Consider the following 22,870-nt stretch of genomic DNA (forward strand, 5'->3'; position numbering starts at 1 on the left):
CCGCAAGTCAGTTCGCAGGTGCCTCACCCGGCGCTCCACCGTCACCCGGCGCTCCGCCCCCGCCGGGACCTCCGCTCATTCCCGTCGATGCCTGCTGCTCGACGGAGTTCGCGTAGTCGTTGGTCGGGTCGCGGTAGATGCTGTGCACGTGACCCCAACCGAAGGTCGTGACGCCGTCGACATCCGCGCCGGCGGAGCCCTGCTGCGCCTGGAGCGCGATGTAGACGTTCGGTCCGGAGATCGAGAACGAGATCCCGTCGCCGCTGGTCATGTCGTACGTCGTCTCACCCGACCACGCGCGGGATTCGCAATGCGAGCTCAGTGCGAATCCTATGAAGGTCGATCAGCGCCGTTCTGCGTCGCATGCAGCTGTGCGTACCGCCCGCGCTGCTCGAGCAGCGTCGCATGATCGCCCTGCTCCACGACGCGGCCGTGCTCGAGCACGACGATCCGATCCGCCTCCCGGATCGTCGACAGCCGGTGCGCGACGACGAGTGTGGTGCGTCCCCTCATCAGTCGCGACAGCGCCTCCTTCACGAGCCCCTCCGACTCGGGATCGAGCGCGGAGGTCGCCTCATCCAGCAGCAGGATGCGGGGGTCGCGGACGAGGGCCCGCGCGATCGCGAGCCGCTGACGCTGCCCACCCGAGAGCCGCGATCCTCGCTCGCCGACGATCGTGTCCCAGCCGTCGGGGAGCCGGTCGACGAACTCGGCGGCGTTCGAGTCGATCAGCGCCTGCCGCAGTCTCTCCTCCGGCGGGTTCTCGAGGCCGTACGCGATGTTCTCCCGGATGCTCCCCTCGAACAGCACGGACTCCTGCGGCACCACGGACATCGACTGCCGCACCGTGCGCATGTCGACATCCTGCATGTCGTCGGCGTCCAGCAGGATCCGTCCGCTCGTCGGGCGCACGAACCCCAGCACGAGGTTCAGCATCGTCGATTTGCCCGACCCGGACGAGCCCACGAACGCGACGGTCTGGCCGGGTGGGATGTCGAGACAGATCTCGTGCACGGCATCCTCATCCGCGCCGGGGTAGCGGTGCGAGACGCGCTCGAGCTGCACGTGCCCTGTGACCGAGGTCACCCCCCTCTTGCCCGCGTTCTGCTCGAGGTCCGGCTCCTGCAGCACCTCCGAGATGGAGCGCATCGACTCGAGACCGCGCGCGCCCACAGGGATGAGCATGAGCAGCGAAGTCAGCCCCTGCGTGAGCAGGGCGAAGTAGGACGACAGCAGCACGACCTCGCCTGGTGTGATCGGCAGGATGCCGGTGAGTGCGAAGATGCCGGCGAGCGCGAGGCAGCCGAGCCCGAGCAGCTGCATCGCGACCCAGGAGATGGACGCGACATGACCGTTGAGCATGTCGAGGTGCAGGCCGGCCTTGCGCACGCCGTCCGCGCTCGCCGAGACGCGCGAGACGGCCGTCTCTTCGAGGCCGTGCGCGCGGGTCACCGGAATCAGAGAGGCCATCTCGCCCACGCGCGCGGCGAAGCCCTCGACCTCGCGCCGGAACACCTCGTTGCGTGCGCGCGATCGACGGCTCAGTGCCCAGCGCAGCACGAGGGCGATCGGCACGGCGAGGGCGTACACCGGCAGGAACTCGGGTACGGCGATGGCCGTCATCGTGATCGCGCCGATGAGCACCATCGTCGCCGACAGCAGCGGATGCGTGAGCTGCTGCAGCATGAGCTCGACGTTCTCGACGTCGCGTACGACCTTGGTCTGGACGATAGACGAGCTCACCCGCGTGTGATACCCGATCGACAGGCTCTGCAGCCGCGCGGCCAGTGCGTTGCGCAGATCGGCGCCGGTGTCGCGCACGACGGTCATGAAGTTGCGCGTGTAGATGATGTGGTTCGGGTAGTTCTGCAGGAGCAGCACCGCGGCGACGGCGAACCACACCAGCAGCGTCGACACCTCGCCGCCGGTCGCGACGAGGTCGATGATCTCGGCGGTCACCACCGGCAGGAACCAGAGCGGGATCTCCTTGAGCGCGAAGGCGATCAGCGCGATCGTGATGCGCCCGGGGCGCCGGGCGAGCAGTCGCAGCACCGAGCGGGCTGGACGGGGGCCCTGAACGATCCGGATGGTTCCGGTCGACGTGCTGGAAAACGCTTTCGCAGGCATGCTCGATGGTATCGCGCGATTCGAATAACTTCCACATGGAGGTTTCTGCTATCGTGGCCCGCAGGGCGCCGTCGGAGGCCCCGTTCCCGTCAGAGAAGGAAGGTCATCGTGGCCCTGCCAGAAGCCTCGGTTCAGCTGTATACGCTCGCTGCGGAGTTCTCCGCCGACATGGGGGGCTCGCTCGACAAGCTCGCCGCGATCGGCCTGCGCAATGTGGAGGCGTTCGACTTCGTCGGTCGCCCCGACGAGATCCGCACGGCCCTGGATGCCTCGGGGCTCGTCTCGCCGACCGGCCACGCGCCGCTGCTCACGGACGAGCTCTGGACGCCCGACGGGTCGATCCCCACGCCCGCGCCGGAGGTGGTCTTCGAGGCCGCAGCGAAGATCGGCATCAAGACGGTGATCGACCCGTTCGTCACGCCGGAGCGGTGGCTCACGCTCGAGGGCGTGACCGACATCGCCGACCGTCTGAACGCGCTCGTCGACACCGCGGCCGGGTTCGGCCTCGAGGTCGGCTACCACAACCACGCCCAGGAGTTCGTCGCCGACTTCGACGGGCAGACCGCCTACGAGCGCTTCGTGTCGCTCACGGATGAGCGCGTCGTCATCGAGCTCGACCTGTACTGGGCGCTCGTCGGCGGCCAGGACGTCACCGCCCTCGTCTCGCGTCTCGGCGATCGCCTCGTCGCGGCGCACGTCAAGGACGGCGTCGCCCCGGCGAGCAACCCGTTCGCACCCGGCGCGGACAAGTTCGGATCCGAGGCGCTCGACCAGCGCCACGCCGGCACCGGAGACGTGCCGCTCGCCGACGCGCTGCGCGCGGCATCCGCTCTCCAGTACGCGATCATCGAGTACGACAACGCCCCCGGCGACGTGTTCACGGACATCGCGGCCAGCTACTCCTTCCTGATCGAGGGCGGGTTCGCCCGATGAGCGCCGTGGGCATCGGAATCATCGGCGTCGGCGTCATCAGTGACACCTATCTGCAGAACCTGGCGTCGTTCCCCGACGTCGAGGTCCTCATCGTGGGCGACCTGCTGCTCGACCGCGCGGCGGCGCAGGCCGAGAAGTACGGCGTCCCGGCATTCGGATCCGCCGAGGACGTCCTCGCCCACCCGGGCGTCGACCTCGTCGTGAATCTCACGATCCCTGCCGTGCACATCGAGGTCTCGCGTGCGGCGATCGCCGCGGGCAAGCACGTCTGGACAGAGAAGCCGCTCGGCCTCGACCGCGACGGAGCAGCCGAGCTGCTCCGCGAGGCGGAGGCCGCGGGTCTCCGCATCGGCTCCGCGCCGGACACCCTGCTCGGACCGGCGTTCCAGGCGGCACGTCATGCGATCGAGGGCGGCGTCATCGGGCGTCCGCTGTTCGCCCAGACCGCGTTCCAGACCCAGGGCCCCGACCTCTGGCACCCGAGCCCGGCGTTCCTGTTCGCACAGGGCGCCGGCCCGCTGCTCGACATGGGGCCGTACTACTTCTCGGCGCTGGTCAGCCTGCTCGGCCCGGTCGACCGCATTGCGGCCGTCGGGTCGAAGGCGCGCGAGGAGCGCGAGATCCACACCGGCCCCGCCGCGGGGACGACGTTCCCCGTCGAGGTCCCCTCGACGATTCAGATCGTGACGGCGTTCGAACAGGGCACGCAGGCGCAGAGTCTGCTCAGCTTCGACTCGGCGCTCGAGCGGCACGGCATCGTGGAGATCCACGGCACCGAGGGCACCATCGTGATCGCCGACCCGAACCAGTTCGCCGGACGCATCGCGTACGTCAAGCCGCTCGGGGTCATCCGCGACGGCATGTCGTTCGAGCAGGAGTGGATCGAGATCGAGCACGACGACGTCGAGGTGGGCCGTGGCATCGGCGCGCTCGACATGGTCCGCGCGATCGCCGAGGACCGGCCGCACGTGGCATCCGGCGAACTCGGCTTCCACGTGCTCGACATCCTGCTCTCAGCCCAGGAATCGGCCGCGACAGGTCAGACGATCGTCGTCGAGAGCACCGTCGCACCCGTCCCGCTGCTGCCCGAAGGCTTCGACCCCTTCGCCGCGACGCTCTGACGTCAACTGCCCGACGTGCTGTTCGGGGGCATCGCGCCCCTGAGCAGCACGTCGAGCATTTCCAGGGCCGCCTCGTGGTCGACGGCATCGTCCAGCAGCCACTGCGTCTGCAGGCCATCGGATGCCGCGATCACGAGAGCGGCGACGAGCATCGGGTCGAGATCCGCGCGCAGGTCTCCCGATGCCTGCAGGTCGCGCACCTTCCTCGCGATTCCGTCGCGGAGCCGGGCGAAGCGGTCCGTGATGTACTCCTGCGCCGCGGGGTGGTTGTCTTCGAGTGCCATCGCGGTGAGTGTGGAGTAGAGCTGCACGAGCCCGGGGATGCTGCGGTTCTCCTCGGCGGACACGCGCATCTCCATAGCCGGGCTCAGCGTCGCCGGAGCGTGCTTGCCGGGGCGGCGCTGCGACTCCCGGTACACTTCCACGAGCAGCTCTTCGAGCGAGCCGAAGTAGTGGGTGAGCGCGGCGTGCGTGACACCGACCTCCTGGGCGATCGCCCGCAGGCTCGTCTTCTGCGAGCCGCGCTGCGCGAACACCTCTATCGCTTTGTCGAGGATCTCCTGCCGCCGCGCGATCCCCTTGGGGTATCGGCCTCGCGGGCGTGGTTCCTCGGCTGCGGAATCGGTCATGTCCCGATGATACCGAGATGGCGCCCAGAAAACCTCCGATTGGAGGTTCTTGGTCGATCGGCGTCAGCGTCGACGTGCACCCGCCATGAGCGCGACAGATGCCACGGCGCCCACGGCGCTCGCGCCGACTGCGATCCAGAACACCGTCGCGTATCCGACAGCGGCGTCAGTGGCGGATGCCGCCAGTACCGCGGCGACGACCGGGGCCGCTGCCGCTGAGCCGGTCGTTCGCACGACGCTGTTCAACCCGGTTGCTGCTCCCGTCTCGGCGGCGGGTGAATGCAGCATCACCAGCTGCGCGCAGATCGCGTATCCGATGCCGTTGCCCAGCCCCAGGATGGAGAAGCCGATGATCACGGCGAGCGGGATGTTCGGCCACACGGCGAGGCCAACGGCGCCGATACCCATGACGATCGCGGAGACCAGGCCTGCGGTGCTCGCGCCCCAGCGTGAGGCGAGCGCCGGGGTCATCCGCCCGCCGAGGAAGACGAACACGGCGCTGGGAAACATCGCCAGGGCGGATGCCGTCACCGTCAACCCGTGTCCGTAGCCGGTGTCCGCCGGTGTCTGCATGAGCGGAGGGAGTGCGATGTAGCAGATGTAGGGCACGAATCCGACGGCCAGCGTGAGCACGCTGATGAGCGCGAGGGGGCCGTGGCGGAAGGTGCGGACGTCGACGACGGGAGATGAGCTGCGCACCTCGACGCACGCGAGCGCGACCAGGAGGAGCAGCCCGAGTGCGCCGACGCCGAGCGTGAGCGGCGAGGTCCAGCCCCATGTCGAGCCCTGGGACACCGCCAGCAGTACGCCGACCAGTCCGCCGGCGAGAAGGGCGATGCCGAGCCAATCCGTGCGCTTGCCGACCGCAGGTGCAGCGCTCCCCGGAACCCGCAGGATCACGAGCAGCGCGGCGAGGAGGACGAGTGCGGCGCCGATGATGAAGAGCCATCGCCAGGAGAGCGCGTCCACGATCACTCCACCGACCACGAGTGCGATGCCGGCGCCGAGGCCGATCATCCCGGGTATCCAGCCGAAGGCCGCCGCCAGCCTCGGTCCACTGAGCAGCGTTCGAGCCAGGGCGAGCGCGAGGGGGAAGGTCGCGGTGCTGATCCCCTGCACGACACGAGCGACCAGGAGGGCGGCGAGGTTCGGTGCGACTGCGGCGGCCAGCGTCGATGCCGCGAAGAGCGCGAGCGTGATCAACAGGGTGCGGCGATGCCCGAATCGGTCGCCGAGGTTGCCCACGACCGGCGCGAGGACGGCGCCGGAGAGCAGGAAGGCGGTGAGGATCCAGCCCGTGCTCTGGGCGCTGGCGCCCAGATCCGCACCGATGGTCGGAAGGGCCGGAACGACCAGTGTCTGCATGAGCGAGAAGGCGAACACGACGGCGCTCAGCGCGAAGACGACCGCGCCTGCGCGCCGTGGCGCGGGCTGCGGCAGAGCCACGGGAATGCTGTCGGTCGGGAGGTCCTCGTCGAGAGTGTGGGAAGTCACGGTGCCTGCTCGTTCGGTGTGCGCTTTTATCGGAACGGAATGTTCGTTCCGATAAGAATAGCACCGCTCCGGGGTTACAGTGGTCCCGTGCCAGAAGCCCCAGCCGACGAGCGCCCATTGCCGGGGCGACAGCGTGAAGCCCGCTCCAATGACATCGCCGTGCTCGTGGCCGCGCGCGAGGTCTTCTCGGCGCAAGGGCACGATGCGTCCATCGCGGATATCGCCCGGCATGCCGGCGTCGGCATCGGGTCGATCTACCGTCGATACGCGACCAAGGAGGCGCTGGTCGAAGCGCTGCACCTGCACGCCGTTCGCGAGGCAGCCTCCCGTGCGCTCGAACTCGCTCGCGAACTCGAGATGGGGGCGTCGACCGATCTCGGCGGTGTCGCGACGTTCCTCTCCCGCCAGATCACTGGTGCGAGCGGTCCGCTCCTGCGACCCCCACGCATTGCCGGCCCGATCCCGGCGGAGTTGGCTGCGGCATCCGATGAGCTGCGGACCGGACTCGAACTCCTGATCGCGCACGACCGGGAGACGGGGATGCTGCCGGCCGGCTTCACTCCCGCGGACGCCATGCAGCTACTCCAGCATCTGCGCCCTGTGCTGCCGATGCCCAGAGGAGAGGCGGATGCCCTGCATCTGCGCTATCTCGACCTCATCGCGACAGGGCTGCGTGCGCAGGCCGCTGAGGGCGTCGTGCTCTCGGGCGGGCCGGGTTGGGATGACTGGGTCGGCGCCTGGCACAGCTGATCGATCGCGCCCTCACCCCCGCGGGATGATTCACTGCGTCCACCGCGCTCGCGGGTGCGATTCTGCTCGCAGACGCATCCGGTCGGGGGGAGGGAGCCCGTTCATGATCGGCACTGGCGCATCGCTCGCCCCCGTGCAGTACGGTCCGGTGGAGCTCACGGTGATCTCGCTGCGCGGCGCGGTGCCGTCCGCGGGACTGCTGCACGCGCTCGCCGCTCAGGTCTCCGAAGGCGTCGTCAGGGTGCTCGACTTCGTCGTCCTGTCGCGCGATCGTGGCGGGGTCGTATCGACCGAGGAGATCGACCTGGACGGCTTCGCGCTCGACGGTCTCGAACTGCACGCGCCAGGGCTCGCCGGGGACGAGGATCTCGCCGCGATCGCCGAGCGCATCCCCGTCGGCGGCACGGTCGCGGTCGTGGTCCTCGAGCTCCTGTGGGCGCGCGATCTCGCCGAGCAGCTCGCGCACGACGGCAACGCGGTGATCGCCGCCGAGCGCATCCCGGCATCCGTCGTCAATGCGATCGCCGAGCTCGCCGACGCCGACTGACCGCGCTCAGGCGTAGAGTCGCACGGCCTCGCGGCGGGAGGCGACTCCGAGCTTGCGGTAGATCGCCCGCTGGTGCGTCTTGATCGTGTTGATCGAGACGCCGAGCCCTGCCGCGATCTCGTGCATGGTGCGCGTGGTCCGCAACTGCGCGAACACTTCGCGCTCGCGTTCGGAGAGCACCTGCAGCGAGCCGCTCGCGGTCTTGGGCGCCAGGCACGCGGTGATGAACTCCTCGTGCGTGGTCCCCCAGGCGAGCTGTTCCGTCAGCAACTGGCGGACATCGAGGCCGCCGCCGGCGAACGGACGCCGCAGGTTCTCGGCGACGGCGATCGCGAGCGCATCCTCGACCACGTCATGTGCCTGCGAGAACCGGTCGGCGCGCCAGTGCAGCACGCCCTCGACCAGCAGCCGGCTCACGCGGACGTACGAGATCGCGTCGTAGCGTTCGATGCGGCGCAGCATGTGCAGCGCGAGCTGCGGGCGCCCCATCCGCTCGGCGATGCCGGCGAGGATGACGGTGACCAGCGGCAGGTCATCGGCATCCTCGTACTGCGCGACGATCTTGAGCGCCTGCTCGCGCCGACCGGTGGCCTCGAAGAGGGCGGCGAGGGCGGCGTGCCGGAACGCCGGCCATGAGACGCCCTGCTGCATGGTCTGCGGCAGGGACTGCAGCTCGCGAGCCGCGTGCTGGCAGGCGTACGGGTCGCGTGTCGCAGCGGCGGTCAAGGCGAGCATCATCCGCGCGATGCCCGCAAAAGAACGATTGGACCCCCCGCTGCGGGTGGCTCGGGTCAGATCGACGTGGGCGCGCTCGAGATCATCGCGCCAGTAGGCCGTGTATCCGGATGCCGTGGCCGCACTCCCGCCCGCATAGGCGGACCAGCCGGCCACGTCCCGCTGCTCGACGCCGAGGGCGAGCACCTCGTCGGTGCGCGTGAGCTGACCGGCCCAGGCCAGCGTGTAGGCGAGGTGGCCCAGTGCGCGCTGCTCGAGCGCGTCCTTTCCGGATGCCTTCGCCTCGACGGCTGCTGAGGAGAACAGCTGCACGATCAGCTCGGGCGAGGTGCGGTGACGCAGCTCCGACCAGCCGAGCAGATAGAGCAGCGCCGCCCGGCTCCCGCTGCTGCCGCTGTGCGCGCTCGCGAGGCGAGCGTGCACGAGCGCGGCCGACCGCGCGAGTTCGGCTCGGTCATCGATGAGGAAGAGGTCCGCGCAGATCCGGATCGCCGCGTACTCCGCGGCATCCACGCCGTCGGCTCGCGAATCCGCCCGTGCCGCGTACAACCGGGCGACGTCGCGGTTGCCGACCACGTCCTGCGCGCACGCGCGCATGAGAAGCACCCGCGGGTCGTCCGCGTACCCGTCTGGCAGGGCGGCGCACCAGCCGTCCAGCGCGTGGGCGTGGGAACCGACGGCGAGCGAGATCCAGTGGTCGGCGACCAGGCGCACCGCCTCGTCGGTATCGCCGGCTTCCACCAGATACTGCGCGGCCGCGAGTGGATCGTCGTCGCGCAGGAATCCTGCAGCGATGCGCAGCACCTCCAACCGGCGCTGCGGATCCCGCTGCTCGAGCAGTCGACGGAACTGCCGGGCGGCCACACCATGCCACCGGTACGCGATCCCGCCCTCCGTCTCGAATCGGTCGAGGAACAGCCCCATCTCGGCACATCGCTCCAGCAGCTCTCCGCCGTCGGCGACGCCGGAGACCGCGGACGCGAGCCCTGGAGTCAGCAGCCGGCACACCGACGAGTCCAGGACGAATGCCGCCACATCATCCGGCAGCGCCGACAGAACATGATCGCGGACGTACCGCCGCAGCAGCGGTTCGTCGGTGCTGCCGACGGCATCCGGCCGCACACCGCTCAGCTGCATGAAGCGCAGCGCGACGGGCCAGCCGCTGGTCTCGGCGAGGACGGCATCCGCGTCGACCGGTGTCTCCGCCGTCGTGTAGAGCGCCGTGATCTCGTCGCGCGAGAACGCCAGGTCGCGGGGGAGGAGCACGCAGGACGACTGCGTCAGCGCGATACGGCTCAGCGCGATCTCGACGTAGCCGGTGCCGACGACGATCACCTGCAGATGCTCGCACTCGCCGCGGATGAAGGCGCCGAGCAGCCCCTCAGGCAGCTCGTCCTCAGCGCGATGCGCGTCATCGACGACGAGGACGACGGGCGCTGTCGCCTGCGACAGGGCCTCCGAAACGACGTCGAACGCGAGCCGCTCGTCGATCTCCTCCGGCTGGATGCCGAGCAGCTCGGCGAGATCCGCACGTTCGCTCTCGCGTGCGAGTGCCTGCAGGGCCCGCAGCGTGCTGACGTTCAGGTGGGTGCGGTCGACGTCCCACGTGCCGAGCGTCAGCCAGGCGACGCGGTCGAGGTGAGGCGTCGCCCACTCGACTACGGCGGAGGTCTTCCCGTACCCGCTCGGCGCCACGACGAGGACCGTCGAATGCTCGGCCAGGCGGGCATCCAGCTGCGCGGTCAGTCGGGGGCGCCGCAGGTGACCGTGCTGCTGGGCAGGCGGTCGGAACCGGACACCGCGGACGCGGCCCGATGAGGGTGGCGGGGGAACCATGTGTCCAGTATTGCGAATGCGCGTGACGATACCCGACGCCGGGTGTCGTCGCGTGTCATCAGCGGATGCCGATCGGCACGTCCGATCCGCCTTCGCGCGTCAACCGCGTGCCCATCTGCACGAGTCGCGGTTCGGCAGCGAAACCGCCGGCGAAGAGCGCCTGGCCCTGCTGGAACTGCGGGGACCTCTCCAGCAGCTCGGAGGGAGCGAAGCCGAAGATCTGGCCGAGTTCGTCCAGATCGCGGGTCGAGCTCATCTTCATCAGCGCGAGGTTGTCGCACTGCGAGATCACGTTGGGGTGCAGCTTGGAGGGACGCTGCGTCGACAGCAGGAGCCAGATGCCGTACTTGCGGCCCTCCGCGGCGATCTGCACAATGCGCTCGGTGAGCGCCCTGGCCAGCGGCGTGTCGGCATCGGGGGCGGCGAGGTTGTGCGCCTCGTCGATGACGACGAGGCGGCCGGTGCGCTCGTGCCGCTGGGCCCACAGCCGGTCGAGGATTGCCAGCGCCGTGGTCTGCAGCTGCGCGGCGGAGTCGAATCCGCCGAGATCGACGACGGTCGCGTCGGGGAGCGCGTTGACGACGTCGGTGACGTCATGACCGCCCCAGGCCCACATATCCCAGTCGAGCACGCCGAGATTGCGCAACCGCAGCGCAAGGCGTCGGATCATCGGGTCGTCGTGGTTCTCGAGCCATCCGGACAGGTTCCGGTCGTCGCCCATGTCGAACTCGGCGCCCACGCGGAGCATCGCGCTGTACTCCTCGGCATCCAGCACCGGGTCCAGCTGCAGCACAGCGGCACGCGAGCGGATGTCCATGTCGACGAAGCGCACCTGGAGGTGATTCTCCCCGGCACTGTCCGGACGGAGGATCCGGATGTCGCGCGCGGCGATCTGCGCCGCGGCATCCTCCGGTGCGGTGTCCTGGGGGGTGTCCAGATGCACGAAGTCGGAGTTGGGGTCCAGGATCACGAGCGGGAGCCGGGTGTGCAGCAGCACCTGCTCGAGGACGACTCCGAGGGCGTAGGTCTTGCCCGAGCCGCTCTGACCGCACCAGAACGTGTGGCGGTTGAACTTGGGGGCACGCAGATACGCGGCGTCGGACGAATCGAGAAGGGTGCCGATCGGCATCTCAGCGCTCATGATCGCCATCGTATTCGCTGCCGCGGGCCGCGATCGCCGCGAGCGCTTCGTCGAGCGAATCGCCGAACCGCTGCCGCAGCGGGAAGATGTTGTCCTCGCCGATGATCGCCCCCACACCGGTGGCCTTGAGCTGATGCGCGAGCCTCGGTTCGACGCCCGTGATCATCAGCGCGGCGCCGTTGCAGCGGAGCTCGGCGGCATAGTCGCGGATCATCGTGAGGAACGTGACGCCGAGCTCTTCGGTCCCACGCAGGCGGATGACGACGGTGGCCCCGGCGGATGCTGCGGTGACGGAGGGCAGCTGTGCGCGGAATGATTGCGCCGACGCGAAGAACAGGCTTCCGTAGGTGGTGAGGATCACGGTCTCGCCGGCGGGCAGCTCGGACGGCGGCGCCACCTCGCGCGGGTGGAAGCCGCCGTCGTCGAACATCCACCGCAGCACGCGGATGCGGTTGGACTGCCGGGCGATGTGCATCACGATCGACAGCCCGACGCCGACGAGCACCGCGTATTGCAGCGGGATCAGCAGCGTCAGCACGAACGTCACCAGGAACACGGCGATCTGCATGGTGCCGGTGCGCCACACCATGGTGATCTGGTGGAACTTGAACGTCCGGACGCCGATGAGGATCAGCAGCGCCGCGAGAGCGGGCATGGCCACGTACTCGATGAGCGGACCGCACACGAGCAGCGTCACGAGCATCACGACGCCGGCGGTGAGGTTGGCCAGCGCCGTCTTCGCCCCGGCCGCCCGCACGAGCGAGGTGGCGGACATCGAACCGCCGACGGGCATGCCCTGCAGCATCCCGGTCGCGATGTTGGCGATGCCCTGCCCGCGGAAGTCGGCGGAGGCATCCGGATAGGTGCCGTCCGGGTTGGGGATCGACCCGGAGATCGCCGCGCCCTGCACGAGTCCGACGAGCGCGAGCGAGAGCGCGGGGACCAGCAGCGAGAGCACCAGCATCGGGTCCGGCAGTGAGAGGCCCGGCAGCGAACGGGTCACTTCGGCGAGATCGCCGACGGTCGCGACGGACTGGTTCGGCATGAGCAGGGCGGCGGCCGAACCGACGACGACCGCGACGACCATCGAGAGCGCGCCGATCCTGGTGCGCTCCAGCAGCAGGATGATCGCCGCCGTCACCGCGCCGACGATGAGCGACGGCCAGCTGAAATGCGCCATGCCCAGCGCGCTGTCGAGCGCGCGCAAGAGCCGATTGGCGCCCGTGCTGGTGAACCCGGTGAGGTTGTCGAGCTGGCCGAGGATGATGTTGATCGCCACCGCGTTCACGAAGCCGATCAGCACCGCGGTCGGGATGAAGCGCACGAGGCTGCCCAGCCGTGCGAGTCCGAGGCCGAGCATGATGAGCCCGGCCATCACCGTGAGCGTCGCGATCGCGGTCGCGGCCAGCGGTCCCTGCATCTCCGGCACGTCCGCGAGGATCACCGACATCGCCCCGGTGGCCTGCACGCTCATGAACACCGAACCGGTGGTGAGCGCGCCGGCGAATGTGCCGATCATGTACGCGTTCAGGCCGTACAGGGGGCTGACGCCGGCGAGGACGCCGGCGGCCAGCCCATCGGGCACGCTCTCGACGCCCAGCGCGATGCCGGCGACGAGGTCCTTGCGCAGCGTGCCGCGGCCGCCGAAGCGGCGCAGGTACCTCTGCGCTGCGGCGGGGATCCTCATCGGACGATCAGACCGAGGCCCGCTCGGCCGGTGCGTCCGCCGCGCCCTCTGTCACCGGTGCGGGGCGGCGCAGCACCTCGATGGCGAGCAGCAGCACGAGGACGCCGACCAGTGTCCATAGGACTCCGCCGATCGTGGGCGGCCGCGAGAGGAACAGGATCACGACGGCGCCGAGCACGATGACGACGCGGAGGGTCGTCGCGGCCTTGTCGAGGAAGGCCCCGAAGCCGCCGGTGCTCAGGCCGTAGCGCTCGGCTTTGCGCCGCAGCGTGTTCTGGGCATCCTGTCCGATCCGGCGGAGAGTGCGCGCCGGGCCCCACGGGCCGCTGAACCAGGCGCCGAGTGTGATGAGCAGAGCGAGAACCGTCAGGGCGACGAGCGTCGAGTTCATCAGCTCGATGACCTGATCGAACACGACGGTCGCGGTCGATGCGGGCATCACGGACGGGCTGACAGCGCCGATGAAGAACTGCTTGCCGATGCCGAGCCCCGCCAGCAGCACGAGGAAGGCGATCGTGAGGCCGACGCCGGTCGCGACCAGCGCGCGCGGGCGCTTGATCGCGAGGGCGATGCCCGCGACGAGCAGACCGAGCACGATCCACGGCAGCCAGTAGCCGGCGGCCGTCGCCACCTGGTAAAGGGTGCGGATCAGCCCGAACGACTCCGCCGTCGCGATGGGGATGCTCTTCTCGACAGCGGGGATGGCCTCGGCGAACGCGAACCCGTTCTCGAGCATGTATGCCTTCACCTTGTCGACGACGACGCCGAGGTCGATCGCGATCGTTCCGTCGTCGCTCAGCGTCACGGCTGTGCCCTCCTGGCCCTGGATGATCGCGATCGCGCGCGAGTGCGTCTCGCGCAGCGTCGTCTCCCAGACATCGGCGAACACCTCGGAGGTCACGACCTTGTTCACGGCGTTCTCGATCACACCGTGGATGCCCTGGGCGGCGGGGACCGTGAGCAGCTGGATCGCGCTCTCCGCGCGGGGCGGCAGGTCGAGCTGGGTCAGGCCATCGGCGAGGTCGTCGACGATGCCCTGGATGTCCAGGTTCTCGTCGATCGCGACCATCGCCTGATCCGAGATGTACGACTGCACCTGCGGGTTCTCGGCGAGCGGCGCGAAGGTGGCGACGAAACGATCCGTGTCGACGAGCTGGAGGCGCGCCCAGGTGCCGAGCACGGCGATCGGAGCGAGCAGCACGGCGACGATGAGCAGGACACCGGCGATGACACTCCGACCGTGCACGCGGCGCCGGCGCGGCTTCGCCGCGCGGAGCGACGTGTTCTCGGCCTCGAGTGCGGCGATCTTCGCCTGTAGTGCTGCGGTGTCCGTCTCGGTGGCCATGCTTCCCCCATCGCTCTCAGCGGCTCGCGCCGGCGGTCTGTGGTCCACTGTGCCCGTGCGTGCTCCGTCGCGAGCGCCGCGGTCATCCCGCAGGGGTGAGCGCAGCGTCCTGCAGCACGACGAGCTCCCTGGTCGAGCGGGTCATCGCGACGTATCGGTCGACGGCGCCCTCGATCCCCTCGCCCCACTCGGCAGGGGCGATCAGCACGACGAGGTCGAACTCCAGCCCCTTCGCGGTCTCCGGGGTGAGGGAGAGCACTCGGGCAGGCGTGGGCACGGGATCGATGCCGATCACGGCCGCGGTGCCGTCCTCGTTCGTCTCCAGCCAGGAGGCGAGCAGGCCGTGCAGATCGGACAGGATGCCATGGCGCACCGGCACTCCGCTCTCGCGGATCGAGGTGGGGACGTTCGCGTCGGGGATCGCCGCCCTGATCACCGGTTCGGCGGCGGTCATGATCTCCGCGGGCGTGCGGTAGTTCACCGTCAGGGACGCCACCCGCACATCGCGCAGCCCGGCCTGCGTGAGATGTTCCGTCCAGGTGCCGGCGAAGCCGTGCCTGGCCTGCGCCCGGTCGCCGACGATCGTGAAGCTGCGCGACGGGCACCGCGCCAGCAGCATCTGCCACTCGGCATCCGTCAGCTCCTGAGCCTCGTCGACGATGATGTGCGCGAAGGGCCCGGCCAGCGGATCGGCGGCGAGCTCCGGCAGGACGCTCTCGTCGTCGAGCGAGTTGCGCAGATCATCGCCGCGGAGCATCGACATCAGCCCGAGGTCGTTGTCCGAACTGGCGATGAGGTAGTCCGCGACGTCCTCCCGGTAGGCGCGTTCGGCCGCCAGCTGCGCGGCGCGCTCGCGTCTGATGCGCTCGGCTGCGGGGTCGCCGACGAGCCGGCGCGCGGCATCCAGCAGGGGCAGATCGGAGGCCGTCCACTCGGTGCTCTCCGCGCGGACGAGCGCGGCGATGTCGGCATCCGCGAGCCACGGAGCGCAGCGCCGCAGGAAGGCGGCATCCGACCAGAGCGCCGCGAGCAGCGCGGTCGGGTCGAGCGGCGGCCATGCTCGATCGAGTGCCGACACGAGAGCGCTGTTCTCCGCGAGCGCCTGCGCGAGCAGCCGCTGCGGCACGCGGGCTCGACGCGACAGGATCTCGACCAGTGCGCGCCAGATGCCCGGGCGGGCGTCGTCGTGCGCGGTGCCCGGTTCGACCGCATCGAACGCATCCTCCCAGTCCGCCGATGTCAGCGGGATGTCCGCCCAGTCCGTCTCGACCACGAGGTCGTGCTGCGGCGGTCGTTCGTATGCCCTGACAGCGTTCGTCACGGCATCCAGAAGCCGAGCGTCCGCCTTCAGCGCCGCCGTGCGGGCGTCCGGTTCCGTGACTGCGGCGGCACCCTGCGGCACCAGATCGCGCAGCGTGCAAGTCTGCACGCCGTCCTCGCCGAGGCTCGGGAGCACATCGTCGACATAGGCGAGGTAGGGCTCGTGCGGTCCGACGACGAGCACGCCGCCGCTGCCGCGAGCGATGCGCGGCTCGGCGTAGAGCAGGTAGGCGGCGCGGTGCAGCGCGACCACCGTCTTGCCGGTGCCAGGACCGCCGTCGACGACGAGAGCGCCGTCCGAGCCGGCGCGGATGATGGCGTCCTGGTCGGCCTGGATCGTCGCGAGCACGTCGCGCATCCGCGGGGAGCGACGGGCTCCGAGACTCGCGATGAACGCGGACTGGTCGTCCAGCGCTGCTCGGTTCTCGAGCCCGTCGGCGGTGAACACCTCGTCCCAGTAGTCGCTGATGCGCCGGCCCGTCCAGCGGTAGCGCCGCCGGCTGATCAGTCCCATCGGGTCGCCATGGCTGGCCGCGAAGAACGGGGCGGATGCGGGGGCGCGCCAGTCGACGAGGAGCGGATCGCCCGCGGCATCCGACAGCCCGACGCGTCCGATGTAGACGGCGGGGCCGTCCTCGGGAATCATGCGCCCGAGGCACAGGTCGATCCCGTACCGGCGCAGGACGCTGAGGCGCGTGTTGAGCCGGTGGATCTCGAGGTCGCGCTCGACCGCTGCGCCGCCGATGCCGGCCGGTGCGTGCCTCACGGCATCCAGGCGCATGGATGCCGAGGCGATGGCGTCGTCGAGGGTCGCGGCGATGCGCTCGAAGTGGTCGATGTCGTCCTGGATGAGGGTCGGATCCGCCTTGGCGGCGAGTCGGTCCGGAAGGTCGAAAACGGGGTGTGTCACGCAAGCTCCGATCGGGCGCCAGCCGGGTATCGGCGGGCGCGACGGACCAGTATGCGCCCTCCAGGGGCCCTTGCCGCAAGCCCCCACCCCTCCGGTATCCTGGAAGTGCGGGCAGGGCCGGCACCTGGGAGACTGGAAGCATGCACGCCTCCCGTCCGACCGAGCCGCAGCTTCAGCGCAACGCGCTCGCTCCGGGCATCCTCGCCGCGATCGCCCTCTTCCTCTCGCCGCTCGTCCCTGACGGGCTCGGTGCGACGATCGTCCGCTTCGTCGTGGCGATCCTCGCCCTCATCGTCGCCTGGTTCGCGGTGCAGGCCGGACAGTGGTGGTGGACGATCGTCTTCCTCGCTGTCGCGGTGTTCTGGAATCCGATCGTCGCGGTCGAGGTGGACTACGCGGTGTGGGCCGTCGGCGGCGTGATCGGGGCGCTGTTGTTCCTCACCGCCGGCGCACTCATCAAGAACAGGCGGGTCGAGTCATAGCAGGGGAGGCCGTTCTCCGGTTCCGCTCCCGGAGCGTGGCGCGGGTTGAGGAGACCTGGCAGCAGTTCGTCCCCACCGCCCAGCTGCAGCGCGCCGAACCGCGGGATTTCCGGTTCGACTGGACATCGGTGACGCTCCCGGGGCTGTCAGTCGTGCGGTACGAGCTCGCTGCGGGTGTGACCTCGACGGTGGCGCCGACCGGACAACTCCTCGCATGCCGGGTGAGCGGGGCAGGAGCGCGGGCAGGCACCGCGGAGAAGGCGCTCGTACCGGACACCGCGTGGATCACCGGCGGCGATGCCGTCACCGCGCACTGGGACGGACCGGCGACGGTCCAGGCCCTGATCTTCGATCACGACGAGGCGCAACGCGCGGCGCGCCAGATCTCCGGCGATGACCGTCTGGAACTCGCCGTGCATGACGCGGCGGCACGGGATGCCGGCAGCGGCGAGCTGTGGAGTCGGACGTTCGACTACCTCCTGGGCACGCTCTCGTCGTGCGCGATGAGCGACGGCCTGCTGCTCGCCGCGGTGCAGCGCCACGCTCTGAACATCACGCTCACCGCGTTCCCGACGACCTTCCACGACACGATGGAGCGCTCGCCGCAGACGAGGGCGGCGCCGGCCTCGGTGCGCCGCGCTCTGGAGTTCATCGACGCCAACGCACATCTCCCCGTCACGGTGGACGATGTCGCGGTCGCCGTGAACATGTCGACACGCGGGTTGCAGCGCGCATTCCAGCGCGCCCTCGGCACAGCGCCGGGCGACGCGCTGCGACGCGCTCGCCTCGCCGGGGCGCATCGCGAATTGATCGAGACGACCGATCCAGTGGCGGAGATCGCCCGACGCTGGGGGTTCTCGCACCCTTCTCGGTTCGCGGCGTACTTCCGCGCGGAGTACGGCCTCCTACCGGGAACGATCGCTCGACGACACCGCTGAGCGAGGGGACGGCCTCGACAGCGGGCGGATGATGACAGTCCGCGCACCATGTGCGTCGGCAGACGGACGCTGCGGCGCTGCGTGCGCGCCGCGGTTCCGCCCGGACCCTACCGTGATCTCATGGGACAGCTCTACTACGGCGACGAGGCGAAGCCGATCCTCATCGAGGACCGCGCGCTCGCGCATCTGAAGGTCGTCATCGCGACCAAACTGCGCCGCAACGAGAGCTTCACGCTTTCCTGGCGGCATCCGGAGGGGGAGCCGGCCGGGCGCTCAACGCTCTGGCTGCATCCCTCCATTCCCCTGCGTTTCGTCTTCGAGGACCCTGACGCACCGGAGTTGAGTCCGACGTGGATCACGGACCTGGCGAATTCGGCGAATTCGAGCGGAGGGATCACGCTCGTCGAGGAGCATCTCGAATCTGGGGACTGAGGGCAGCCGCGGGTGAGATCCTAGAGGGATGAGCTCTCCCCGGATCGACGCGAGCACGCTGACGGATGCCGAGGTGCGCCGACTAAAGGCGGACTTCCCTATTCTCGGGTCGTCCGTGAACGGGCATCCGCTCGTCTACCTCGACTCCGGCGCGACGTCGCAGCGCCCGCTCGCGGTGCTGGACGCCGAACGCGACTACCTGCTGAACCTCAATGCCGCCGTGCACCGCGGAGCGCACACGCTCGCGGCCGAAGCCACCGAGGTGTTCGAGGAGGCCAGGGCGACGGTCGCCGGATTCATCGGCGCGGATGAGGGCGAGCTCGTCTGGACGTCCAACGCGACCGAGGCAGTCAACCTCGTGGCGTACGCCATCTCGAACGCGTCGATCGGCCGAGGCGGAGTCGCGGCCGAGCGGCTGCGGATCGGCCGGGGCGATGAGATCGTCACGACCGAGATGGAGCATCACGCGAACCTCATCCCGTGGCAGGAGCTCGCCGCCCGCACCGGGGCGAACCTGCGGGTGATCCCCGTCGGCGACGACGGCGCGCTGCTGCTCGACGACCTCGACGAGTACATCACCGAGCGCACCAGACTCGTCGCCGTGACGCACGTGTCGAACGTGCTCGGCGTGATCAACCCGATCGAACGCCTCGTCGCCGCAGCGCACGAGGTCGGCGCACTGTTCCTGCTCGACGCCTGCCAATCGGTTCCGCACCTGCCCGTCGACGTGCACGCGCTCGACGTCGACTTCGCGGTGCTGTCCGGACACAAGATGCTCGGGCCGACCGGCATCGGCGCCCTCTACGGGCGCCGATCGCTGCTCGAGGCGATGCCGCCGTTCCTCACCGGCGGATCGATGATCACGACCGTCTCGACGACCGAGGCCGAGTACCTGCCGCCGCCGCAGCGCTTCGAGGCCGGAACGCAGCGGGTCTCGCAGGCCATCGCGCTCGCCGCCGCGGTGCGCTACCTGGAGGGCATCGGGATGCCGCGGATCGCCGCGCACGAGGCCGAACTCGGTGCGCGACTGGTCGAAGGGCTCGGCGCCATCGACGGCGTCCGCGTGCTGGGCGCCCGCATCGACCTGCCGCGCGTGGGGCTCGCGAGCATCGACGTCACCGGCATCCACTCGCATGATCTCGGCCAGTTCCTCGACGACCGCGGCATCGCCGTGCGCGTCGGTCACCACTGCGCCCAGCCGCTGCACCGCCGCCTCGGCGTCACCGCGTCCACGCGGGCCAGCACCTATCTGTACAACACGGCCGACGACGTGGATGCCGTGGTCTCCGGCGTCGCAGCGGCCATCGATTTCTTCGGGAGGATCCGATGAGCTCATCCGATCTGCAGAACCTCTACCAGGAGCTCATCCTCGATCACTCGCGCACGCCGCACGGGTACGGGCTGCGCGATCAGGTGCCGTCGCAGTCGCATCAGGTGAACCCGACCTGCGGCGATGAGATCACGCTCCAGATGCACCGCGCCGAGGACGGCACGATCGAGGCCGTCGCCTGGGAGGGGCACGGCTGCGCGATCTCGCAGGCCTCCGCTTCGCTGTTCGCCGAACTCGTGGAGGGGATGCCGCAGGCCGAGGTCGAGCGCCGCATCGACGTGTTCCGCGAGGCCATGCGCTCGCGGGGCAAGATCGACCCCGATCCCGAGCTGCTCGGGGACGCGGCGGCCCTCGGCGGCGTCTCCCGCTACGTCGCGCGGGTGAAGTGCGCGATGCTCGCGTGGGTCGCCGCGGAGGACGCACTGCGCAAGCTCGACTGACGGGCGCGGCGTCGATGTGACGCCGTGTTGCGCCGCGTGAAGCGGAATGTCATGGACCGGTGACGGCACCCATCACGGCCAGGATGCTGGGGCCATGAGCAATCTCGTCAGCCCGGCGCAGCTGATCCATCTCCAGCGACGCGCCGAACACGGTGAAGGTCCGGTGGTACGGGTCCTCGACGTGCGCTGGCGCTTGGATCGACCGGAGGGTCGCCCCGAGTACGTCCGCGCGCATCTCCCAGGGGCCGTCTACGTCGATCTCGAGCACGAACTCGCCGACCGCGGGCAACCCGAGCGCGGACGGCATCCGCTTCCGTCGGTCGAGCACCTGCAGGCGGCCGCACGCGGCTGGGGCGTGAACGTCTCTGACATCGCGGTCGCGTACGACGACAACCGGGGAGTCGCAGCGGCGAGACTGTGGTGGCTGCTGCGTCGTGCCGGCGTCGATGTGCGCGTGCTCGACGGCGGCATCCGCGGCTGGGTCGCCGAAGGCCTGCCGCTGGAATCCGGCGACGTGCTGTCCGAACAGGGGAACGTCGTGCTGGAGGCGTCGGATGCGGGACGGATCGATCTCGAAGACGTCGAGGCGTTCGCGCGCACCGGCGTCCTGCTGGATGTCCGCACGCCGGAGCAGTACAGCGGGGTGCAGAGCTCGCTCGACCCGGTCGGGGGACACATCCCCGGCGCGGTGAACCTGCCGGCCATGGCGGTGCTGGACGGGGACGGGCGACTGCGGCATCCGGATGCCCTGCGGCGCGTCTTCGCCGGCGCCGGAGTGCGCCAGGGCGTGCCGGTGGCCGTGTACTGCGGCTCGGGCATCGCATCGACGCACACCGTGCTCGCCCTCGAGCAGGCGGGCATCCGCGCGGTGGTGTACCCGGGGTCATGGAGCGAGTGGTCCCACCGCCGCGGACTTCCGGTCGCCGTCGGCATCCTTCCGAACGGACGCCTTTCCGCAGTGTGAGCCGGTCAACGCTCTGCCCTCGCAGGGCGCAGGATGGATTCCGTGACCGTTCGCCTTGAGCCTCTGCCCGCCGATCGATTCGACTCCTGGCGCGAGGCGGTGCGCGCGCGCCTCGTCCGTCGCCTTCGGGGCTCCGGGCTGCGCCCTGGAACGGATGCCGATGATCACGCCGACGCGATCATCGCGCAGATGTTCCCGCAGGGCGTCGGCATCAGCGCCTCTGCGGTGCTCGGCATCCTGATCGACGACGTCGAGGCGGGGACGGTGTGGCTGAGTCTGCCTGGGGAGCGCGCGTTCCTCATCGACGTCTACGTCGATCGGGAGCTGGATCGAGACGAACGTGACGATGTCGTGACGCTCGTCCAGGCCCTGGCGCGCGACACGGGGGCGGTCACGCTCTCGGCCGACGTCCACCGGGGCGATGACGAGACGCGGAACCTGCTGGACGGGCGCGGATTCGAGGTGTCGTCGATCCAGATGCTGCTCGATCCGCTGCCGGAGCGCGATGGCGCGGACGAGCGCGATAGTGCGGACGAGCGCGTCGAGGTGGCGCCGATGTCGCGGGAGCGCTTCGAGCGGTTCGCCGCCGACGCGGAGCGGGGCTTCGCCGAGGAGCTCGCCGCCACCGGGCGGATCTCCGCCGACGACGCGCTGGCGGAGGCGCAGCGGCAGTTCCGCGTCGAGCTGCCCGATGGCGTCGACACCGACGGGCAGGAGCTGTTCACCGCGGCGGTCGATGGCGAGGAGGTCGGGGTGCTCTGGCTGAGCCGGCGCATGCGGGCGGGCGCGCCGCACGGCTTCATTCTCGACATCGCCGTGCATCCGCCTCACCAGCGCCGCGGATACGGCCGAGCGCTCATGCACGCGGCGGAGCGGGAGACGCGGAGGATGGGCGCGGCATCCCTCGGGCTGCACGTGTTCGGCGGCAACACCCCCGCGGTCGCGTTGTACGAGCAGCTCGGATACCGGCGGATCCAGGAGCTGGTCGTCGCCACCCTCTGAGCTCTGGGATACCAGAGTGGTGCGATGTCCGATCCGGTGGGAGAATCCATGCATGACAGGGGGCGCTGAGCTCGAGTCGGCGCGTGTGACGCGCCTGCTGCGGGACGACATCATGCTCGGCCGACGTGCCCCCGGCTCGCGTCTCGTCGAGCGCGACATCGCCGCCGAGCTGAACGTCTCCCGCCTTCCCGTGCGCGAGGCCATCCGCGCGCTCGTCGGGGAGGGCATCGTCGTCGCCCGCCCTCGGAGCTGGGCCGTCGTACGGGAATTCACCCAGCGCGACATCCAGGATTTCGCCGAGGTGCGCGAGGCGATCGAGACGCTGATCTTCGCGTTCGCCGCCGAGCGCCACGACGACGAGGACCTCGCGCGACTTCACGCGGTCCTCGGCCGTGAGCGAGCAGCCGCCGCGGAGGGGGACGTCATCGCCGCCCGCGCCGCCGCCGGCGAGTTCCACGAGATCGCCTCGACCATGGCGGGCAACGAGATGCTCCGCGAGCTCGTCGATCTCTTCACCACGCGGTTGCGGTGGCTGTTCGGGCAGTACGAGGATCTGGAGGGGATGCTGAACGAGCACGTGAGCCTCTACGACGCGATCGCGGCGCGCGACGTCGCACTGCTGCGCGAGCTGGTGCCGCAGCATCTCGCGAGAGGCAGGGAAGCCGCCGAGCTCCGCCTGCGCGCGACCAGCCGGGCCGTCGACTGAC

General features: G+C 69.9%; 21 protein-coding genes. 12 read left to right on the forward strand and 9 right to left on the reverse strand.

Translation table 11 applies throughout. The annotated features are described in order from the left end of the window. Positions 1-7 precede the first annotated feature (7 nt). Both ACWAT3_RS06475 and ACWAT3_RS06480 read right to left on the reverse strand, forming a co-directional pair. The gene (locus ACWAT3_RS06475) at positions 8-334 is read right to left on the reverse strand and encodes a DUF3500 domain-containing protein (protein ID WP_460797719.1); all 327 of its coding nucleotides are present in this window, start codon (positions 332-334) and stop codon (positions 8-10) included. Then, positions 331-2,127, reverse strand: a complete 1,797-nt coding sequence (locus ACWAT3_RS06480; protein ID WP_460796856.1) for an ABC transporter ATP-binding protein — start codon at positions 2,125-2,127, stop codon at positions 331-333. Before ACWAT3_RS06480 ends, ACWAT3_RS06475 begins: the two co-directional genes overlap by 4 nt. A gap of 108 nt (positions 2,128-2,235) precedes the next feature. Between ACWAT3_RS06480 and ACWAT3_RS06485 the strand changes: the two genes are divergently transcribed. Further along, entirely contained in the window at positions 2,236-3,060 is an 825-nt protein-coding gene (locus ACWAT3_RS06485; RefSeq protein WP_460796858.1) for a sugar phosphate isomerase/epimerase family protein, read from the forward strand. After that, positions 3,057-4,181, forward strand: a complete 1,125-nt coding sequence (locus tag ACWAT3_RS06490) for a Gfo/Idh/MocA family protein (protein WP_460796860.1) — start codon at positions 3,057-3,059, stop codon at positions 4,179-4,181. Before ACWAT3_RS06485 ends, ACWAT3_RS06490 begins: the two co-directional genes overlap by 4 nt. A 2-nt stretch (positions 4,182-4,183) precedes the next feature. Here ACWAT3_RS06490 and ACWAT3_RS06495 read toward each other — a convergent pair whose 3' ends face one another. Together ACWAT3_RS06495 and ACWAT3_RS06500 are read right to left on the reverse strand one after the other, a co-directional pair. After that, positions 4,184-4,810, reverse strand: a complete 627-nt coding sequence (locus tag ACWAT3_RS06495) for a TetR/AcrR family transcriptional regulator (RefSeq protein WP_460796862.1) — start codon at positions 4,808-4,810, stop codon at positions 4,184-4,186. A gap of 63 nt (positions 4,811-4,873) precedes the next feature. Continuing rightward, positions 4,874-6,304: an MFS transporter gene (locus tag ACWAT3_RS06500; RefSeq protein WP_460796864.1), complete on the reverse strand. Its 1,431-nt coding sequence runs from the start codon at positions 6,302-6,304 to the stop codon at positions 4,874-4,876. Between the two features lie 87 nt (positions 6,305-6,391). Between ACWAT3_RS06500 and ACWAT3_RS06505 the strand changes: the two genes are divergently transcribed. Then, a complete protein-coding gene (locus ACWAT3_RS06505) occupies positions 6,392-7,054 on the forward strand; it encodes a TetR/AcrR family transcriptional regulator (RefSeq protein WP_460796866.1) in 663 nt (220 codons plus the stop codon). 103 nt (positions 7,055-7,157) lie between these two features. Beyond that, positions 7,158-7,601, forward strand: a complete 444-nt coding sequence (locus ACWAT3_RS06510; protein WP_460796868.1) for a DUF6325 family protein — start codon at positions 7,158-7,160, stop codon at positions 7,599-7,601. 6 nt (positions 7,602-7,607) lie between these two features. On the opposite strand, the gene ACWAT3_RS06515 is transcribed toward ACWAT3_RS06510, so the two are convergent. From ACWAT3_RS06515 to helR, 5 genes are all read right to left on the reverse strand, one after another. Next, positions 7,608-10,172, reverse strand: a complete 2,565-nt coding sequence (locus ACWAT3_RS06515) for a LuxR C-terminal-related transcriptional regulator (RefSeq protein ID WP_460796870.1) — start codon at positions 10,170-10,172, stop codon at positions 7,608-7,610. A 58-nt stretch (positions 10,173-10,230) separates the two neighbouring features. Continuing rightward, positions 10,231-11,313, reverse strand: a complete 1,083-nt coding sequence (locus tag ACWAT3_RS06520; RefSeq protein ID WP_460796872.1) for an ATP-binding protein — start codon at positions 11,311-11,313, stop codon at positions 10,231-10,233. After that, the gene (locus ACWAT3_RS06525) at positions 11,303-13,000 is read right to left on the reverse strand and encodes a SulP family inorganic anion transporter (RefSeq protein WP_460796874.1); all 1,698 of its coding nucleotides are present in this window, start codon (positions 12,998-13,000) and stop codon (positions 11,303-11,305) included. The genes ACWAT3_RS06520 and ACWAT3_RS06525 overlap by 11 nt, the downstream gene beginning before the upstream one ends. Positions 13,001-13,007: 7 nt before the next feature. Continuing rightward, positions 13,008-14,345, reverse strand: coding sequence for a hypothetical protein (locus ACWAT3_RS06530; RefSeq protein WP_460796875.1), 1,338 nt, complete (start codon positions 14,343-14,345; stop codon positions 13,008-13,010). Between the two features lie 82 nt (positions 14,346-14,427). Next, on the reverse strand, positions 14,428-16,575 hold the full coding sequence (gene helR / locus ACWAT3_RS06535) for an RNA polymerase recycling motor ATPase HelR (RefSeq protein WP_460796877.1): 2,148 nt from the start codon (positions 16,573-16,575) through the stop codon (positions 14,428-14,430). A gap of 140 nt (positions 16,576-16,715) precedes the next feature. Between helR and ACWAT3_RS06540 the strand changes: the two genes are divergently transcribed. The 8 genes from ACWAT3_RS06540 (at position 16,716) to ACWAT3_RS06575 (ending at position 22,869) form a co-directional block, all read left to right on the forward strand. Continuing rightward, positions 16,716-17,057, forward strand: coding sequence for a DUF6804 family protein (locus ACWAT3_RS06540; RefSeq protein WP_460796878.1), 342 nt, complete (start codon positions 16,716-16,718; stop codon positions 17,055-17,057). 35 nt (positions 17,058-17,092) lie between these two features. Further along, a complete protein-coding gene (locus ACWAT3_RS06545; RefSeq protein WP_460796880.1) occupies positions 17,093-17,995 on the forward strand; it encodes an AraC family transcriptional regulator in 903 nt (300 codons plus the stop codon). A 120-nt stretch (positions 17,996-18,115) separates the two neighbouring features. Continuing rightward, on the forward strand, positions 18,116-18,427 hold the full coding sequence (locus ACWAT3_RS06550; protein ID WP_460796882.1) for a DUF7882 family protein: 312 nt from the start codon (positions 18,116-18,118) through the stop codon (positions 18,425-18,427). Between the two features lie 28 nt (positions 18,428-18,455). Further along, positions 18,456-19,757 (forward strand): SufS family cysteine desulfurase, encoded by a 1,302-nt coding sequence (locus ACWAT3_RS06555; protein WP_460796883.1) that lies wholly within the window; start codon positions 18,456-18,458, stop codon positions 19,755-19,757. Then, entirely contained in the window at positions 19,754-20,197 is a 444-nt protein-coding gene (gene sufU / locus ACWAT3_RS06560) for a Fe-S cluster assembly sulfur transfer protein SufU (RefSeq protein ID WP_460796885.1), read from the forward strand. The genes ACWAT3_RS06555 and sufU overlap by 4 nt, the downstream gene beginning before the upstream one ends. Positions 20,198-20,291: 94 nt before the next feature. Continuing rightward, entirely contained in the window at positions 20,292-21,161 is an 870-nt protein-coding gene (locus ACWAT3_RS06565; RefSeq protein WP_460796887.1) for a sulfurtransferase, read from the forward strand. 42 nt (positions 21,162-21,203) lie between these two features. After that, on the forward strand, positions 21,204-22,163 hold the full coding sequence (locus ACWAT3_RS06570) for a GNAT family N-acetyltransferase (protein ID WP_460796889.1): 960 nt from the start codon (positions 21,204-21,206) through the stop codon (positions 22,161-22,163). 52 nt (positions 22,164-22,215) lie between these two features. Then, on the forward strand, positions 22,216-22,869 hold the full coding sequence (locus ACWAT3_RS06575; RefSeq protein ID WP_460796891.1) for a GntR family transcriptional regulator: 654 nt from the start codon (positions 22,216-22,218) through the stop codon (positions 22,867-22,869). Position 22,870 lies beyond the last annotated feature (1 nt).

The organism is Microbacterium sp. GXF0217, assembly GCF_054798195.1.

Excerpts from the sequence above, each read along its gene's own strand:
- ACWAT3_RS06480 (WP_460796856.1), bottom strand. The coding sequence starts at position 2,127 with ATGCCTGCGAAAGCGTTTTCCAGCACGTCGACCGGAACCATCCGGATC.
- ACWAT3_RS06490 (WP_460796860.1), top strand. The coding sequence starts at position 3,057 with ATGAGCGCCGTGGGCATCGGAATCATCGGCGTCGGCGTCATCAGTGAC.
- ACWAT3_RS06565 (WP_460796887.1), top strand. The coding sequence starts at position 20,292 with ATGAGCAATCTCGTCAGCCCGGCGCAGCTGATCCATCTCCAGCGACGC.
- sufU (WP_460796885.1), top strand. The coding sequence starts at position 19,754 with ATGAGCTCATCCGATCTGCAGAACCTCTACCAGGAGCTCATCCTCGAT.
- ACWAT3_RS06515 (WP_460796870.1), bottom strand. The coding sequence starts at position 10,172 with ATGGTTCCCCCGCCACCCTCATCGGGCCGCGTCCGCGGTGTCCGGTTC.
- ACWAT3_RS06540 (WP_460796878.1), top strand. The coding sequence starts at position 16,716 with ATGCACGCCTCCCGTCCGACCGAGCCGCAGCTTCAGCGCAACGCGCTC.
- ACWAT3_RS06530 (WP_460796875.1), bottom strand. The coding sequence starts at position 14,345 with ATGGCCACCGAGACGGACACCGCAGCACTACAGGCGAAGATCGCCGCA.
- ACWAT3_RS06510 (WP_460796868.1), top strand. The coding sequence starts at position 7,158 with ATGATCGGCACTGGCGCATCGCTCGCCCCCGTGCAGTACGGTCCGGTG.
- ACWAT3_RS06495 (WP_460796862.1), bottom strand. The coding sequence starts at position 4,810 with ATGACCGATTCCGCAGCCGAGGAACCACGCCCGCGAGGCCGATACCCC.
- ACWAT3_RS06555 (WP_460796883.1), top strand. The coding sequence starts at position 18,456 with ATGAGCTCTCCCCGGATCGACGCGAGCACGCTGACGGATGCCGAGGTG.
- ACWAT3_RS06550 (WP_460796882.1), top strand. The coding sequence starts at position 18,116 with ATGGGACAGCTCTACTACGGCGACGAGGCGAAGCCGATCCTCATCGAG.
- ACWAT3_RS06520 (WP_460796872.1), bottom strand. The coding sequence starts at position 11,313 with ATGAGCGCTGAGATGCCGATCGGCACCCTTCTCGATTCGTCCGACGCC.
- ACWAT3_RS06575 (WP_460796891.1), top strand. The coding sequence starts at position 22,216 with ATGACAGGGGGCGCTGAGCTCGAGTCGGCGCGTGTGACGCGCCTGCTG.
- ACWAT3_RS06525 (WP_460796874.1), bottom strand. The coding sequence starts at position 13,000 with ATGAGGATCCCCGCCGCAGCGCAGAGGTACCTGCGCCGCTTCGGCGGC.